Consider the following 15,724-nt stretch of genomic DNA (forward strand, 5'->3'; position numbering starts at 1 on the left):
GCCATGTCGGGTAAGAGGCCGGATCGACCGGGTACCGCCGGTGGTGACACACCATGGGCACATCCGTCGAGCTCGCGCATCAGCGAGCGACACCTCACGCGACGGCTACCGCCTCGCGGGACGCCCGACGACCACGCATGACGTGCGTCGTCGGTCACGGACCGGCGGTCACCATGATCTCCGCCTTCTGGAACTCCTTCAAAGTTGCGTATCCCGTCGTCGCCATTGCCGTGCGCAGACCGCCGGCCAGGTTGAGGACACCGGTTCTGGTCGCCGTGCCCGGACCGGTCACGATCTGCGCGAGCGTCCCGGTCGGGGTCACCGGCGACCAGCGTCCCCGCGGCAGGTCGGAGTGCAGCACGTCCATCGGCCAGGCCCCGCCCTGGCCCGGGGCCTCCCGTGCGGCCGCGAGCGCCGCGTCCACCATGACCGCGTCCGCGCCGCAGGCCACCGCCTTCGCGACGTCGCCGCCAGTCCGAAGATYACCATGCACGACGACGTGGACGTAGCGGCCGCCCGACTCGTCGAGATAACGCATGCGCGCACCGGCCGCATCCGCGATCGCGGTGGCAAGCGGCACGCCGACCCCGAGCTCGTCCCGGGTGCGGTCACCGAAGCCGGACCCGACGCCCACGATGACACCGGCCGCCCCGGTGCGCATGAGGTGCAGTGCGGTGGAGAACGACGCGCACCCGCCAACCAGCACCGGGATGTCCAGCTGGCCGATGAACCGTTTGAGGTTGAGCGGCTCGCTGCGGCGGGACTGATGCTCCGCCGAGACCGCCGTACCGTGGATGACGAGCAGATCGATCCCGGCGGCCAGCACGTGCGGGCACAGGGCCTTGACCTTCTGCGGACGCAGCGCCGCGGCCACGACCACCCCCGCGTCCCGAAGCTCGGTGAGACGCTGCGCGATCAGCCCCGGCTGGACCGGCGCGGAGTACAACGCGCGCAGCCGCTCGGTCGCCGCGTCCGGGCCCTGGGCGGCCCCGATCTTGCTGAGCTCGGCGATGTGGTTCTCCGGCTCCTCGTACCGGGTCCACAGCCCCTCGATGTGCAGAACACCGAGACCACCGAGCCGGCCGAGCGCGATCACCGACGCGGGTGAGGTCACCGCGTCGGCCGGAGCGGCCACGAGCGGCAGGTCGAACCGGTAGGCGTCGATCTCCCAGGCGAGCGAGACGTCCGCCGGGTCACGGGTCCGACGGGACGGAATGATGCCGACGGCGTCGAGACCATACGCGATCCGCGCGCTCTTGCCGATGCCGATCTCGACCTCTGCCACTGCTGGCGCCTCCTGATTGGGCCGGCGGGCTCGTGCCGACCGGAAAACTGACGTATCTGCTCCACGACTGACCGAACATCCCGGTGACCATCCGATCGGGTGGCCACCGGCTCGTCCCACCCTGCCGAGGTGACCGCGCCCGAGACACGACGGCCGTCACCGGCCTGGGGACGGCCCGGCGACGGCCTGGTCGGTCGCGCGACGCGATGGCGTCAGCGCGCGGAGTTGTAGTTTGGCGCCTCGACGGTCATCTGGATGTCATGGGGGTGGCTCTCGATCAGCCCCGCCGAGGTAATACGGATCAGCTGCGCCTCGTCCTGCATCCGCCGGATGGTGGGCGAGCCGGTGTAGCCCATCGCCGCCCGCAGACCGCCGACCAGCTGATGGGCCACGGCCGCCAGCGGACCCCGGTAGGGCACCTGGCCCTCGACGCCCTCGGGAACCAGCTTGTCATCGGAGAGCACATCGTCCTGGAAGTACCGATCCTTCGAGTACGACCGCGCGCYGCCGCGGCTACGCATGGCGCCGAGTGAGCCCATACCCCGGTAAGCCTTGTACTGCTTGCCGTTGATGAAGATCAACTCTCCCGGGCTCTCGTCGACACCGGCCAGCAGGCTGCCCAGCATGACCGTGTCGGCGCCGACGGCGATGGCCTTCGCGATGTCACCCGAGTACTGCAGGCCGCCGTCGCCGATCACCGGCACACCGTGCTCCCGGGCGATGCGCGATGCCTCGTAGATGGCCGTGACCTGGGGGACGCCGACGCCGCTCACCACCCGGGTGGTACAGATCGAGCCGGGCCCGACCCCGACCTTGATGGCGTCCGCCCCGGCCGCGATCAGCGCCGCCGCGCCGGCTCCGGTCGCCACGTTGCCACCGATCACGTCGAGCGGCCGACCGTCCACCCCGGTCGGCATGTCGGTCTTGATCCGGCGCACCACGTCGGGCACGGCTCGATGATGCCCGTGCGCGGTGTCCACGACGAGGAAGTCGACCCCGGCGGCGACGAGGACCTGGGCGCGCTTGTAGGCATCCTCCCCCACGCCGACGGCGGCGCCGACCATCAGCCGGCCGTCGGTGTCCTTGGTGGCATGCGGGTACTGCTCCCGCTTGGTGAAGTCCTTGACGGTGATCAGACCGCGCAACCGGTCACGCTCGTCCACGATCGGCAGCTTCTCGACCTTGTGGCGGCGGAGCAGGGCGAGCGCGTCCTCCGGCGAGACGCCCACCGGTGCGGTGATCAGCGGCATCGGAGTCATGACGTCCTGCACTCGACGCGAGTAGTCCCGCTCGAAGCGGATGTCCCGGTTCGTCACGATGCCGACCAGCCTGCCGTCGGATTCCGTCACCGGGACACCCGAGATCCGGTACCGCGCCATGAGGACGTTCGCGTCCTCCAGGGTGGCGCCGGGTCCGCAGGTCACCGGCGCGGTGATCATCCCGGACTCGGAACGCTTCACCATGTCGACCTGCTGCGCCTGTTCGTCGATCGAGAGGTTGCGGTGCAGCACCCCGACCCCGCCCTGGCGCGCCATCGCGATGGCCATGCGGGCCTCGGTCACCGTGTCCATGGCCGACGACACCAACGGCACGGCGAGATCGATGCTCCGCGACAGGCGGGTCGTCGTGTCCGCCTCCGCCGGTACCAGATCGGAGGCGGCCGGAAGCAGCAGCACGTCGTCGAAGGTCAGCCCGAGCATCGCCAGCTTCGGCGGTACCGCGGCGGCCTCGGCCCCCAGCAGGTCGGGACGCGCGCCGACGTGGGTGCCCACCCCGGCCGGCAACGTGAAATCGGTGGCGAGGGGACCGTTCATGGCACCTTCCATTCCGCGTTGACCGAGGCCGCGGACCCAGACCGACGCCGCGGCACGAGCCCGCCCGCCGTCCTGGAGTGACGGGCCGCGCGCAACGGCGAAAAAGTCTACCTACTACCAGAACCGGGTTACCAGAACTGGGCTACCAGAATCGGGCACCGAGCGGCGGCACGGACTCCATCGTAGAGGTCACCGGCACCTATCGGCGGTTCCAGCGTGACCGACATCGCCATGGATGACATCTTCCTATACCACAGCGCCGTCCAACGTGCCTGATCCGGACCCACGCGCCCGGCAGAACAGCGGACCGACCACGACGGACCATGTCCGGAGGGCCRCACATCGGTGCCGAGACTCCGGATCGGGACCACTAAGCAGTCCGGGCAAGCGTAGCGTGGTCGTCGTGAGCGACGAGCCTGTCGACCCCTTCGCGGGCGACCCCGAGGATCCGGCTGCCGAGCTCGCGCGCCTCGACTCCGTTGACGACCTCGACCTGCTCGAACCGCTGTCCTTGCACGAGCGGGAGGAAGTCCTCGCCGAGCTGGGGGACCTCGACGTCTTCCGCACGCTGCTCGAGYCGCGCGGCTACCGCGGCCTTGTCGTCGACTGCGAGGGCTGCGCCGAGCCCCACTTCTTCGACTGGGACCTGCTGGTCGGCAACCTGCGCAACCTTCTCAACGAGGGGCGGACGAGAGTCCACGAGCCGGCGTTCGCGCCGAACCCGTCGTGCTACGTCAGCTGGGAGTACGCTCGCGGCTTCGCCGACGGGATCTACGAGGCGTCCGCCGCCTCGGAGGCGGACTCGCGCTGAGGCGGCCCCGCGTCGCCGCCTGGCCGGACACCCGGCCGGGTAGATCCCGCGTGCCGGGGATGACCCCGGCCGGGGTGGATGCCGCGCGCCGGCAGAGCGCGGCCGGCGGTGGCCACGCTAATTCCCGCTCAGGCCGTGTGACCGGCCGACCACCGGGGTAGGCGTTCGACCGTCAACAGAAGTTCCGCCGGACCTGCGGATCCGGCGCGGTCGGTCGGCCATGACGGAACACGGCGCCGGCCGGGAGTCCCGCGGCCGACTCGGACCCTGATCCGCCTGAGATCCCTGGACATCCAGGGACTTCCCGACCGTGTAACGGCCGGGCGGAACGACCCGTGACGCAGGCTCACCCGGGTGAAATTTCAAGATCATCCAAAGGGTGGCCCAGTACTACGGTGAAGCGGCGGCGCTTGCCGCTCAGGTCGAAAGGGGGCTCAGACCGATGACCGACGTCCGACGACTTCCAGGCCCCGGCGCGGAAAAGTGGGAATGGCAGCTGCACGGGGCGTGCCGTGGTGAGAGCACGGAGCTCTTCTTCCACCCGGAGGGCGAACGGGGGCCGGCCAGAGCCGCCCGTGAGGCCGCGGCCAAGGCGGTCTGCGCCCGCTGCCCGGTCATCCGCGACTGCGGTGAGTACGCGCTGACCGCCCGGGAGCCCTATGGCGTATGGGGCGGGCTGAGCGAGTCCGAACGGGATGCGATCCTCACCGGCCGCTCCCGGCGGGGGGCCGCGAGACGCACCCCGGCCCGCCCCGGACTCGCACCGGCCTGCTGAAGGAGGGCCGCCGGGTGCCGATAGGCGGACGGGTCGGGATATCCGGTCCTGGTCTCCTGGATCACCCACGACGGGTGAGTGACCCGGCAGCGACCCAACGCGCCGACGGCCCAACGCGCCGGAGCCCGGTCGATCCTCTGGGACCGACCGGGCTCCGGACGTACCGGGGCCCGGGGGCCGGGCCGCACCCGGCGGGGCCCCACGACGCCAATCCGGTCAGAAACCCGGGCCCTGCGGGTGGCTGTGCCCGTGGCCGTGGCCGTGGCCGTCCTGGGGAGCGGGCTCCGCCGGCTTCTCGACGACCAGGCCCTCGGTGGTGATGAGCAGAGCCGCGATCGAGGCGGCGTTCGCCACCGCCGACCGGGTGACCTTGACCGGGTCGATGACGCCGGCCGCGATCAGATCGGTGTACTCGCCGGTGGCCGCGTTGTACCCACGACCCGGCTCGAGCTCCTTGACCTTGGAGACGATGACCGCGCCCTCCAGACCAGCGTTGCGCGCGATCCACGACAGCGGGGCGTCGAGCGCGCGGCGCACGATCCGCACCCCGGCGAGCTCGTCCCCGGTGCGACCGAGCCCGTCATCGAGCACGGACGCCACGTGGGTGAGCGCGGAACCGCCGCCGGCGATGATGCCCTCCTCGATGGCCGCGCGGGTAGCCGACACGGCGTCCTCGAGGCGGTGCTTCCTCTCCTTGAGCTCCACCTCGGTGGCGGCGCCGACGCGGATGACCGCGACCCCACCGGCGAGCTTGGCCAACCGCTCCTGCAGCTTCTCGCGGTCCCAGTCGGAGTCGCTGACCTCGATCTCCTGCTTGAGCTGACGCACCCGATCGGCGATCGAGGAGGCCTCGCCAACCCCGTCAACGATGGTGGTGTTGTCCTTGTCCACCACGACCCGCCGGGCCMGGCCCAGGTCGGCCAACGTCACCGCGTCGAGGGAAAGACCGACCTCCGAGGCCACCACCTGGCCGCCGGTGAGCACGGCGATATCCTGCAGCAGTGCCTTGCGGCGGTCCCCAAACCCGGGAGCCTTGACCGCGACGACCTGGAAGGTCTTGCGGATCGAGTTCACCACCAGGGTGGACAGGGCCTCGCCCTCGACCTCCTCGGCGATGATCAGTAGCGGCTTGCGCTCCTGGACGACCTGCTCCAGCACGGGCAGGATCTCGTTCAGCGCCGAGATCTTGCCCGGGTAGAGCAGGACGTAGGCGTCCTCGAGCACGGCCTCCTGGGCCTCGGCGTCCGTGACGAAGTACGGCGAGATGTAGCCCTTGTCGAACTGCATGCCCTCGGTCAGTTCAAGGTCCAGCCCGAGGGTCTGGCTCTCCTCGACCGTGATGACGCCGTCCTTGCCGATCTTGTCGATCGCCTCGGCGATCAGTTCCCCGACCTGCGGGTCCTGAGCGGAGATGGCGGCGACCTGGGCGATGGTCTCCTTCGAGTTGACCTCGATGGCCTGCTTCAGCAGTGCCGCGGAGACGGCCTCGACGGCGGCCTCGATGCCCAGCTTCAGCGTCAGTGGGGCGGCCCCCGCGGTCACCTGCTTGAGACCGAAGCGCACCATCTCCTGGGCTAGCACGGTCGCCGTCGTGGTGCCGTCGCCAGCCACGTCGTTGGTCTTGGTGGCGACTTCCTTCGCGAGCTGGGCGCCCAGGTTCTCGTAGGGGTCCTCCAGCTCGATCTCGCGCGCGATCGTCACCCCGTCATTGGTGATCGTCGCGGCGCCGTAGTGCTTGTCGATGACGACATTGCGACCACGCGGGCCGATCGTCACCTTGACCGCGTTGGCCAGGGCGTTCACCCCGTGCTCGAGCGCGCGGCGGGCGTCCTCGTTGAACGTCAGAATCTTCGGCATACCTGGTTGTCCTCCCGACACCGAATACCGGTGAAAAACAGCAGGAGCGCGCCCCGCCGGCGAGCCCGGCGGAAACCGGGCGGCCGCCAGCGGGACGCGCCCCTTGGTGCTACCGGCGAGCGACCTACTTCTCGATGATCGCGAGGACGTCGCGAGCGGAGAGCACGAGGTACTCCTCGCCCGAGTACTTGACCTCGGTGCCGCCGTACTTGCTGTAAAGCACCACGTCGCCGACCTTGACGTCGAGCGGGACGCGCTTGCCGTCCTCGAACCGACCCGGGCCGACCGCGAGAACGATGCCCTCCTGGGGCTTCTCCTTCGCCGTGTCCGGAATCACGATCCCGGACGCGGTGGTCTGCTCCGCGTCGGAGGGCTGCACGACGATGCGGTCCTCGAGCGGCTTGATAGCAACCTTGGTGGCGGTCGTCACGATCGACCTCCCCCTTCCTGCGCTGGATGAGAGAGCGACCCTGGCGGCCTGCCGTCGCGGGTGAACAGGCGCCTGTTGTCGCTGGCACTCTCACGTGCCGAGTGCCAACTTAGCACCCGCGCCGCAGACGTCAACCAAGACGGTCGGATCTGTCAAGACGGCGGGAATTCGGGTCGTCCCGAGCCGGCCTGGCCAAGGCCCGGCTCTCCTTCGCGACGGCCCGTTCCCGCCGGTCGGCGCCCGGCGCCACGAGGCCCCATGAGCACATGAGCACATGAGCACCCGGGGACATGGGGGGCACCATGAGGACATGATCTGGATGTGGGAGGCCAAGGCGGCGCCCGGCCGGGCGAGCGGCCTGCGGGACTGGGCGATCGATGCGCTCGCGGGGCGGGACGGCGAGGTCTACGTCAGCAGCCAACGGGGCGAGGATCTCGTCGTCATCATGCTACGGACGCCGCCCGATGCGGGCATGTCCGTACAGACCACCGGGGACACCCGCTGTCCGCTGCCGAAGCCACCGGCCGAGCTGGCGAACGGCGATCCGCATACCTGGCAGTTCGAGCAGGTACACCCGCCGCACTGATCGGCCGCGTCCGGCACTGCCGCGTCCGGGCCGTGTCCGGCACCCGGCCAGGGCCGGATCACCCGGAGGCCGAACCACCCATCGGAAAGGGACCGCCAAGCGGAACAGGACTACCCGTCGGACGGGGCCGACTGACCGGGGCACGTCCCGTCCGGTGCGCACGCCATCCCAATGTCCCGCGCGTCGATCTCCCGCCTGGCGGCGTCGCAGGCGGCCGCTCCGTGCGTGGGGTCCACGGCAAGCATGTGGGCAGCGACACGCCGCAACAGATCGATGAAGGTCGCCCGTTCCGCCGCAGTCAGCGGGGAGAGCACGTGCTGATCGACGAGAAGCCGATCCTCCTGGCTGGCCCGGTACAACTGGACCCCGTGCTCCGTCGCGGTGATGATCCGGGCCCGCCGGTCCGCGGGATCGGGGTGCCGCTCAACCAGGCCGGCCCGCTCCAGATCATCGACCAGGCGGACCATCACCGTCCGGTCGATGCCGAACCGACGGGCCACCTCGATCTGGTTGCGCGCCTCACCCTCGACCGCGGCACCGAGAACGTGCAGCCCACGCAGCCCGCCGGGCACCCGGCCGACGGCGGCGGCCGAAGCGGCCGCATAGCCGTACCGCACCTGCCCCAATAGCCAGCCGAGGTCCTTCCCCGGGCCGTCGGGGAGGCTCTCCAGCCCCGGGGGAAGCCCGGCGGCCACCGCCGCGTCGCTCACCCTCACAAGGTACAGGCCCACAGAGGAATAATCTACCGCGATATAAGTGCTTAAGTAGACAATCTACTGTTAAGATGTTCCATGAATCCGATCTTCCCGTCAAAGAAGATCGATCATATTGATGATCGAATAATGATGGAGGGTTCCCCCGATGCCGCACCTGCTGCACGTCGACTCGAGCCTCGCCACCGAGAGCTCGACGTCCCGATCGATCGCCACCATCTTCGCCGAGGCCTGGCGCGAGGCGCACCCAGACGGGATCATCACCTATCGTGATCTGTCTGTCACCCCTCCTCCGCACCTGGACTGGGCGACCGTGTCGGCGAGGTTCACCCCGCCCGAGCAGCTCTCGGCGGAGCAAGCCGAGGCGGTCAAGAAAGGAGAGGAGCTGATCGCCGAGGTGGAGGCGGCAGACGAGTACCTGCTGTCGGTACCGATGTACAACTACGCGGTGCCGTCGACGTTCAAGGCGTGGATCGACCAGATCATCGTCATGGGACGCACGGTGCGGCAGGCTCCGGACGACAGCGCCCTCACCGGCAAGAAGGTGACGGTGGTCACCGCCCAGGGCGGGTCCTACGGGCCAGGCACACCCAAGGAGGGCTGGGATCACCAGCAGCCCTACGTGGCACACATCCTGGCGGCACTCGGCGCCACGGACATCGAGTTCATCCGCGTCGAGATGACGCTCGCCCCGGTGAATCCGGCGCTGGCCGAGTTCATCGACCTGTTCCAGCGCTCCARGGCGGAGGCGGCGGCCGCGGCTCGGCTACGCGCCTCCGTCTGAGCCGTCCGCCCCACCCGTCGCGCGCCCGGCCGTAGACAGGCCGGGACGCCGGCGGGATACGAGGAGAGGACGGCTGGCCGGGCTGTACCGCCTGGTGACGGTGGGGTCAGGCGGGTGTCAGGGCTCGACCCGAGAGGTGATGAGCAACGTCGCCTCGACGCGGTCGAGCAGCTCCGCGTAACCAACGGTGTCGATCTTCCGGACCCGCATCACGTAGGCATCTCCACCGGAAGGCTGGTAGTAACCGCGGCGCAGCCCAATGTCGACAAAGCCAAGCCGGCTGTAGAGAGCAMGGGCCGCCTGGTTGTCGGTGCGGACCTCCAGCCCACAGTTGCGGGCACCGGCCCGCCGGGCGTCGCGCAGCAAGGCGATCATCAGACGGGCGCCCACCCCCCGCCCGCGCATCCGGGGCACGACGCCGATCGTCTGGATGTAGGCGCCGTCCTCGGCSAGCGCCAGCCCCGCATAACCGACGATCGCGGACGTGTCGTGCGTCGGGACGCCCTGTGGACGCCACAGCGCCGTCAGGTACCGCCGCTGCTCGCCCTGCGCGAGTTCGGACCAGAACAGCTCGGCCGTCCACGGATCGATGTCGAATAMCGTCTGCTCCAGCTCGGCGACCATCGCCACGTGCCACCAGCGCATCGGAGCCAGGAGCAGATCCGGCCCATCCGGACCGGCGGGGTGTGGTCGCGGCTGCGTCAAACCGTGACCGGCTTCGGTGTGTGCGGTTCGGCCGCGTCCGGCCGCCGCAGGTAGAGCGGGACGAGGGGCTGGGGAGCACGCCCGGCCAGCACGTCGGCCCCGGCGAGACCGACGAGCAGCTCTGGCCGGGGATAGCCGTCGTCCGGCTGACCTGCGCCGGGCGCGGGCACCTCCCCGGCGGTGGCACCGGCCGTGGTACCGGCGAGTTCGGCGAAGATCTCCGGGTAGAGCACCGTTCCCGGGCCGACGACGCGGTCGACACCGAGGCCGCGCAGGAACCGGACGACGTCGGCCGGACGGCCAACGGCCGGATCGCCGACCCGCACCCCGTCGCGGTAACAGGCCCAGAAGACCTCGCGCCGACGGGCATCCGTCACGACGGCGACGGAGCCGCCGGTGGCGGCACCGATGGCATCCAGCGAGCACACCCCGTGCACCGGCACGCCTAGTGCGTCGGCGAAGGCGGCGGCGGTCACCATCCCGACCCGCAAACTGGTGAACGGCCCGGGACCGGCGCCCACGACCACGGCGTCGAGATCGGTAGGGCGGGCACCCCCCTCGGCGAGCACCGCGCGCATCGACGGCGCCAGCAGCTCCCCGTGGCGGCGGGCGTCGACGGTGACCATGACCGCTCGCGGCCACACGTGCACCCCGGGCGCGGCGCGCTCACCACCCGTCCCACTCACCGGCCGCGCGGGGTCGGACGACGTCAGCTCGGCGAGCGCAACCGAGCACGCTGCCGTGGATGTGTCAAGAGCCATCACCAGCACTCGTCCAGACTACGGATCGCCTCGCCGACCACGGCGGGCACCCACCCCACCACCACGATGCCACCGATGTCACGCCGSGCGCGGCGGGTCGATGCGGGGAGTCTCAACTCACCGGCGCACGTGCGCGCAGCCGTTCGATCCAGCTGGCCCCGGACGGGACGAGGCGGACTATCCGAGTCTCCCCGACCTCGTCGGCACGTGGCCGGGAGATCACGATCTCCAGATGATCCTGCGTGAGACGTTCCGCGAGACCGGCACCCCACTCGACCACGGTGACCGAGGTGTCGACGTCGGCGTCGAGGTCGAGATCGTCGACCTCGACGACCCCACCGAGCCGGTAGGCGTCCACGTGCACGAGGGGAATCCGCCCGTCCGGGTAGATCCGGGCAAGCACGAACGTCGGCGAGGTGACCGTTTCCCGCACGCCCAGCCCGGCCGCGATCCCCTGGGCCAGAACCGTCTTGCCCGCGCCGAGCGGGCCGGAGAGCACGAGCAGGTCCCCGGGCCGCAGCAGGGTAGCCAACCAGGCCCCGAACTCCCGCATGCGCTCCGCCGTGGACACCTCGACCGTGTTCATGCGCCTTCCGTCGTCGCCTCGCTCCGGGGCCCGCGTGGGGAGACGGAGAATGTCTCGGACCGCGCCGACCGACCGGTCCGTCCCGACCCCGACCGACCGGTCCGTCCCGACCGACCTGTCTGTGCCGGCGCCGACCGACCTGTCTGTGCCGGYGCCGACCGGCCTGTCTGTGCCGACCCCGACCGCGGGCGCGGCATGGCGCGTGGCGCCGTCGCCTGCCGCGCAATCTCCCGGATTGCGGCGTTCACCACGTCCGGGCGTTCCAGCATGATGGCGTGCCCGGCGCCCTCCTCGACGATGAGCTCCGCCCGGGGCAACGCCTCCGCCAGGGTACGGCTGTGGGCGAGCGGGGTCATCAGGTCAACGTCCCCGACGATGAGCACGGTCGGGATCTCCGCCAGTCGCTCGGCCGCCGCGAGCCGATCGTGGTCGAGCAGGGTGGGCAGGAACGCCGCGATGACCGGGATCGKGGTGTCCGCGACCATGGTCTCCAGGAAGGAGACCACCGACGGCGGCAGTTCGGTCGATCCGAACCCGATGYGCCGCGTCAGCTCCCACGACAGGTCGCTGCCCCGCCGCCGGGCACGTTCGWGCAGGCTCGGCGCGTGCCGCATACCAACCGCGAAACCCGGCAGAACGCGGCGGACCACCCCGGTCACCGACGCCGGCAGCCCGAAGGTCAGCCGRGCCAGCTCACCGGCGCTGGTGGCGAGCAGGGCCACCCCGACGATGCGGTCATCGAACAGTTCCGGGTGGGTGTCGGCCAGGCCCAGCACCGTCATGCCGCCCATCGAATGGCCCACCAGGATAATCGGCCCCCGGGGGACCCGCTCGGTGATCACCCGGAAGAGGTCGTCGGCGAGTGCGTCGATAGTGCAGTTCTTGACCTCGGACGGCCCGGAACGCCCATGCGCCCGCTGATCGTAGAAGACCATCCGGCCGAGGTCTGTCAGCGCCCGCTGCTGCAGGATCCAGGAATCGGCCGTGACGCAGAACCCGTGGACGAACACCAGCGTCACCGGGGCGTCCGACGGGCCGGTCTCCTCGATATACAGCGGAACACCGTCCCCCGCGATCACGGTGGTGACCCAGCCCCCGATCGGCCCMATCCGCGCGTCGGACGCGAGATCGGCCGTCTCACGCCGACGGCGGATCATCCGCCGCTCGGCGACCAGGCCCGCCGCGACGGCGGCGGCACCAACCACCCCGAGCGATCCCGTGGCCCGAGCCGTGCGGGAACCCGCGATCGCACCCACGGTCTTCGCCATCGGCGCCACCTCTCCTCGGTGCCTCTTCTGCACCGATGATGCACCCGGCCACGCCGGCCGACGGGCCCCCCGGCCGGGACGTGGGGGGCGTCGGCCGGGACCTGGGGACGTCGGATGYGCGGCCGGGGAAGATCACCGGTCCTGTGCGCGGATCCCGTGCTCAGGCGAAGCCCGGCATCGGGAAGGCTGCGGTCAGCTCGGTGACCTGCTCCCGGACCCGGGTGATGGTCGCGGTGTCGCCGACCACGGCGGCCTTGACGACATCGTCGATCCAGCCGGCGAGCACCGGCATGTGACCGACCCCCAGACCGCGGGTGGTGATGGCGGCGGTTCCCAGCCGGATACCGGACGGGTCGAAGGGCCTGCGCTGGTCGAAGGGCACCGCGTTGTAGTTCAGCTCGATCCCGGCCTGGTCGAGCGCCCGGGCCGCGGGCTTGCCACCGATGTCCCTGCTGGTCAGGTCGATCAGGATCAGATGGTTGTCGGTACCGCCGGTGACCAGGTCGAAGCCCCGCTCCACCAGGGCCTCGGCCAGCGCGCGGGCGTTCGCCACGACCGCGTGCGCGTAGTCGCGGAACGCGGGTGCCGYCGCCTCGCGCAGTGCGACGGCGATCGCCGCGGTGGTGTGGTTGTGCGGCCCGCCCTGCAGGCCCGGGAACACCGCCTTGTCGATCGCGGTGGCGTGCTCGGCGTCGGAGAGGAGCATCGCCCCACGCGGGCCGCGCAACGTCTTGTGCGTGGTGGTGGAGATCACCGGGGCGTGCCCCACCGGCGAGGGGTGTGCCCCACCCGCGATCAGCCCGGCGATGTGCGCGATGTCCGCGACGAGCACCGCCCCGACCTCCCGCGCGATCGCGGCGAACCCCGGGAAGTCGATCGTCCGAGGGATCGCCGTACCGCCGCAGAAAATAATCCTGGGACGCTCGGCCAGAGCGAGGTCGCGCACCTCGTCCAGGTCGATGCGGCCGGTGTCGGCGCGCACGCCGTACCGGACACTGCGGAACCACGTGCCGGTCGCGGAGACGCTCCAGCCGTGGGTCAGATGGCCGCCCATCGGCAGCGACAGGCCCATCACGGTGTCCCCCGGCTCGGCGAAGGCCAGATAGACGGCGAGGTTCGCCGGGGAACCCGAGTACGGCTGGACGTTGGCGTGCTCGACCCCGAACAGCGCCTTGGCACGGTCGACCGCAAGCGTCTCGATCGGATCGATGACCTGYTGGCCCTCGTAGTAACGCCGACCGACGTAGCCCTCGGAGTACTTGTTGGTCAGCACGGAGCCGGACGCCTCCAGCACCGCGGTAGAGACGTAGTTCTCCGACGCGATCAGCCTGATCGACGAGAACTGGCGCGTGGCTTCGGCCTCGACGAGACCGGCGAGTTCGGGATCGGCGACGGCGAGGTGGGGAATCRGTGGTTGATGCACCTTGACCTCCGGCAGGTCTGATCCGGCCGGGGGTGCCCAGGCGCGCGGCACCGTTCCGCTCGATCGCTCCCCGGTGGTCAGTTCCACCTCGATGCGCCAGTCACGACTCCGGGCCGAGTCTAGGGGATGAGCCCCGCCCCACAGCACCGGATCCACGCCGGTGCGACGCGTCGCGACGGCACCGGGCGTCGCGAAGACGACAAATGTCGTGAAGACGACAAGCCGGGCGCAGGCCACAGCACCGACGTCCACCGGACCGGGTGGGAGCGGGCCGACTACCGTGGAAGTGCCGCCCCGGCTGGATCGGCTGGATCGGCTGGATCGAGAAGCCGGGAGCGGACGGATCCAGTGGGATCAGATCGATCAGCGAGTGTGGACCGGAGGCGGAGATCGTGCGGCTGAGGTGGCACAGGAGCAAGGACATCCCGGCGAGCGCAGGCCGTCGTCTGACGGGCCCGGAGCGCGCCGCCGCACTAGGGGTGCCGGACGACACCGAGCCGGCCGAGGGCCCCGGCGCCGCGGCTCCGGCTCCGGTGCCGGCCGGGCCGGTGATGCTGACACTGACCACCCGCTCCCGCCTCGAGGAGGCCGAGCGCGAGGCCGCCGTCTCCCGTCCCGTGCGTCGGCGGATGGAGCGCGGCTCGCTCGGCGGCCACGTGTCGCCCACCGGCGGTCACGGTTCCGGCGGTGCCTGYGGCCCCGGCGGCTGCGGCTGAGCCCGCATCCCGCATCCCGCATCTTCGACTCGTCCGGCGCCGCCCGGCGGGCCGTCAGACGTAGCGGCGGGGGACCCGAGCCCCGACCCGGCTGACGATCTCATAGTTGATGGTGCCCAGCGCCGCGGCCCAGTCGTCCGCGGTCGGTTCGCCGCGGTCGCCGGGGCCGAAGAGCAGCACCTCGTCGCCGGCCGCCACCTGGTCGTCACCCACGTCGAGGACGAACTGATCCATGCAGACCGTGYCGGCGATGCGTCGGCGCCGCCCGCCGAACAGCACCTCCGCGGTGTTCGTCGCGGACCTGGGGATGCCGTCGGCGTAGCCCAGCGGCACCACGGCGAGCGTCGTCTCGCGTGTTGTCGTGTACCGGTGCGCGTAGGAGACGCCGGTTCCCGCCGGTACCCGCTTGGTCAACGCGGCGTGCGTCGTCAGCGTCATCGCGGGGCGCAGGCCAAAGGCCGCCGGCGGCCCGATCTCCGGACCCGGGGACAGTCCGTAAACGGACACTCCCGGTCGAACCAGGTCGAAATGCGCCTCCGGGCTGACCAGGGTAGCCGCCGAGTTCGCCAGATGCCGCACGGACGGGTGTAGCCCCGCCTTCGTGGCGATGTCGATCGCATCCCGGAAACGCCCGATCTGACCCTGCACCGTGGGATGCCCGGGGGCGTCGGCGAACGCGAAGTGGCTCCACACACCGATCACCTCGATCACGCCCTCGGCCTCGAGTGCCGCCCCGGCGTCGCACAGCGCCGGCCAGTCGGCCTCCGTGGCTCCCGCCCGGCCGAGGCCCGTGTCCGCCTTGAGGTGCACCCGGGCGGTACGGCCGGTCCGCCGGGCCGCGGCGGCGGCCTCCTCGAGCGCCCAGCCCGCGGACGCGGACAGGTCGACATCCGCGGCGATGGCGGCGGCGAACGATTCACCGGGCGCCGCGAGCCAGGACAGCACCGGGACGGTGAACCCGGCCGCGCGCAGGGCGAGCGCCTCCTCAAGGAACGCCGTGCCGAGCCAGGTGGCCCCGCCCTCCAGGGCCGCCCGTGCGCACGGGATCATGCCGTGGCCGTAGCCGTCAGCCTTGACGACCGCCATGGTGGCGGCGTCGCCTGCCCGGGCGACGAGGGCGGTCACCGACGTGCGGACCGCGTCGAGATCGATGACGGCACAGGAACGAAGATCATTCCCGGCCGGAGAACCGGCTCGCTGTTCGGTCACG

Annotated in this window: 16 protein-coding genes and 1 riboswitch; of the genes, 5 read left to right on the forward strand and 11 right to left on the reverse strand. The window is 70.9% G+C overall.

All coding sequences use genetic code 11. From position 1 onward, the window contains the following. Window positions 1-154 precede the first annotated feature (154 nt). The gene (locus CcI156_RS00190) at window positions 155-1,285 is read right to left on the reverse strand and encodes a GuaB3 family IMP dehydrogenase-related protein (RefSeq protein ID WP_076803929.1); all 1,131 of its coding nucleotides are present in this window, start codon (window positions 1,283-1,285) and stop codon (window positions 155-157) included. A gap of 212 nt (window positions 1,286-1,497) precedes the next feature. After that, window positions 1,498-3,099 (reverse strand): IMP dehydrogenase, encoded by a 1,602-nt coding sequence (gene guaB, locus CcI156_RS00195; protein WP_175637522.1) that lies wholly within the window; start codon window positions 3,097-3,099, stop codon window positions 1,498-1,500. A gap of 394 nt (window positions 3,100-3,493) precedes the next feature. Here guaB and CcI156_RS00200 point away from each other — a divergent pair, with 394 nt between their 5' ends. After that, window positions 3,494-3,910, forward strand: a complete 417-nt coding sequence (locus tag CcI156_RS00200) for a DUF5319 domain-containing protein (protein ID WP_076803931.1) — start codon at window positions 3,494-3,496, stop codon at window positions 3,908-3,910. A gap of 442 nt (window positions 3,911-4,352) precedes the next feature. Next, window positions 4,353-4,685 (forward strand): WhiB family transcriptional regulator, encoded by a 333-nt coding sequence (locus CcI156_RS00205; protein ID WP_011435087.1) that lies wholly within the window; start codon window positions 4,353-4,355, stop codon window positions 4,683-4,685. Window positions 4,686-4,901: 216 nt separating this feature from the next. Here CcI156_RS00205 and groL read toward each other — a convergent pair whose 3' ends face one another. Both groL and groES read right to left on the reverse strand, forming a co-directional pair. Continuing rightward, on the reverse strand, window positions 4,902-6,542 hold the full coding sequence (gene groL, locus CcI156_RS00210) for a chaperonin GroEL (protein WP_076803932.1): 1,641 nt from the start codon (window positions 6,540-6,542) through the stop codon (window positions 4,902-4,904). A 124-nt stretch (window positions 6,543-6,666) separates the two neighbouring features. After that, window positions 6,667-6,975, reverse strand: coding sequence for a co-chaperone GroES (gene groES / locus CcI156_RS00215; protein WP_035729604.1), 309 nt, complete (start codon window positions 6,973-6,975; stop codon window positions 6,667-6,669). Window positions 6,976-7,282: 307 nt separating this feature from the next. On the opposite strand from groES, the gene CcI156_RS00220 reads away from it, so the two are divergent. Next, window positions 7,283-7,558, forward strand: coding sequence for a hypothetical protein (locus CcI156_RS00220; protein WP_011435084.1), 276 nt, complete (start codon window positions 7,283-7,285; stop codon window positions 7,556-7,558). A gap of 110 nt (window positions 7,559-7,668) precedes the next feature. Here CcI156_RS00220 and CcI156_RS00225 read toward each other — a convergent pair whose 3' ends face one another. Continuing rightward, entirely contained in the window at window positions 7,669-8,268 is a 600-nt protein-coding gene (locus CcI156_RS00225; RefSeq protein ID WP_035940864.1) for a MarR family winged helix-turn-helix transcriptional regulator, read from the reverse strand. A gap of 151 nt (window positions 8,269-8,419) precedes the next feature. On the opposite strand from CcI156_RS00225, the gene CcI156_RS00230 reads away from it, so the two are divergent. Then, window positions 8,420-9,055: an FMN-dependent NADH-azoreductase gene (locus CcI156_RS00230; RefSeq protein WP_076803933.1), complete on the forward strand. Its 636-nt coding sequence runs from the start codon at window positions 8,420-8,422 to the stop codon at window positions 9,053-9,055. 117 nt (window positions 9,056-9,172) lie between these two features. Here CcI156_RS00230 and rimI read toward each other — a convergent pair whose 3' ends face one another. The 5 genes from rimI to glyA form a co-directional block, all read right to left on the reverse strand. Then, window positions 9,173-9,760, reverse strand: a complete 588-nt coding sequence (rimI, locus tag CcI156_RS00235; RefSeq protein ID WP_076803934.1) for a ribosomal protein S18-alanine N-acetyltransferase — start codon at window positions 9,758-9,760, stop codon at window positions 9,173-9,175. After that, a complete protein-coding gene (gene tsaB / locus CcI156_RS00240; RefSeq protein WP_011435080.1) occupies window positions 9,757-10,521 on the reverse strand; it encodes a tRNA (adenosine(37)-N6)-threonylcarbamoyltransferase complex dimerization subunit type 1 TsaB in 765 nt (254 codons plus the stop codon). The genes rimI and tsaB overlap by 4 nt, the downstream gene beginning before the upstream one ends. A gap of 112 nt (window positions 10,522-10,633) precedes the next feature. Beyond that, window positions 10,634-11,107 (reverse strand): tRNA (adenosine(37)-N6)-threonylcarbamoyltransferase complex ATPase subunit type 1 TsaE, encoded by a 474-nt coding sequence (gene tsaE, locus CcI156_RS00245; RefSeq protein ID WP_011435079.1) that lies wholly within the window; start codon window positions 11,105-11,107, stop codon window positions 10,634-10,636. Beyond that, complete coding sequence (locus CcI156_RS00250) at window positions 11,104-12,375, reverse strand: alpha/beta fold hydrolase (RefSeq protein WP_076804042.1); 1,272 nt, start codon at window positions 12,373-12,375, stop codon at window positions 11,104-11,106. Before CcI156_RS00250 ends, tsaE begins: the two co-directional genes overlap by 4 nt. A 160-nt stretch (window positions 12,376-12,535) precedes the next feature. Further along, complete coding sequence (gene glyA, locus CcI156_RS00255) at window positions 12,536-13,798, reverse strand: serine hydroxymethyltransferase (RefSeq protein ID WP_076804043.1); 1,263 nt, start codon at window positions 13,796-13,798, stop codon at window positions 12,536-12,538. Window positions 13,799-13,825: 27 nt separating this feature from the next. Continuing rightward, window positions 13,826-13,912, reverse strand: a riboswitch (ZMP/ZTP riboswitch). Window positions 13,913-14,190: 278 nt separating this feature from the next. Here glyA and CcI156_RS00260 point away from each other — a divergent pair. Continuing rightward, on the forward strand, window positions 14,191-14,514 hold the full coding sequence (locus tag CcI156_RS00260; protein WP_011435076.1) for a hypothetical protein: 324 nt from the start codon (window positions 14,191-14,193) through the stop codon (window positions 14,512-14,514). Window positions 14,515-14,568: 54 nt separating this feature from the next. Here CcI156_RS00260 and alr read toward each other — a convergent pair whose 3' ends face one another. Beyond that, window positions 14,569-15,723 carry an alanine racemase gene (alr, locus tag CcI156_RS00265; RefSeq protein ID WP_076803935.1) on the reverse strand — a complete coding sequence of 385 codons (1,155 nt, stop codon included), beginning with the start codon at window positions 15,721-15,723 and terminating at the stop codon, window positions 14,569-14,571. Between the last annotated feature and the right edge of the window lies 1 nt (window position 15,724).

Origin of the sequence: Frankia sp. CcI156 (assembly GCF_001983015.1) — a bacterium.
GTDB classification, from domain to species: domain Bacteria; phylum Actinomycetota; class Actinomycetes; order Frankiales; family Frankiaceae; genus Frankia; species Frankia casuarinae.

Bases quoted from the DNA above. Each gene is read 5' to 3' on its own strand.
- CcI156_RS00205 (WP_011435087.1), top strand. From the start codon at position 4,353: ATGACCGACGTCCGACGACTTCCAGGCCCCGGCGCGGAAAAGTGGGAA.
- CcI156_RS00220 (WP_011435084.1), top strand. From the start codon at position 7,283: ATGATCTGGATGTGGGAGGCCAAGGCGGCGCCCGGCCGGGCGAGCGGC.
- tsaB (WP_011435080.1), bottom strand. From the start codon at position 10,521: ATGGCTCTTGACACATCCACGGCAGCGTGCTCGGTTGCGCTCGCCGAG.
- tsaE (WP_011435079.1), bottom strand. From the start codon at position 11,107: ATGAACACGGTCGAGGTGTCCACGGCGGAGCGCATGCGGGAGTTCGGG.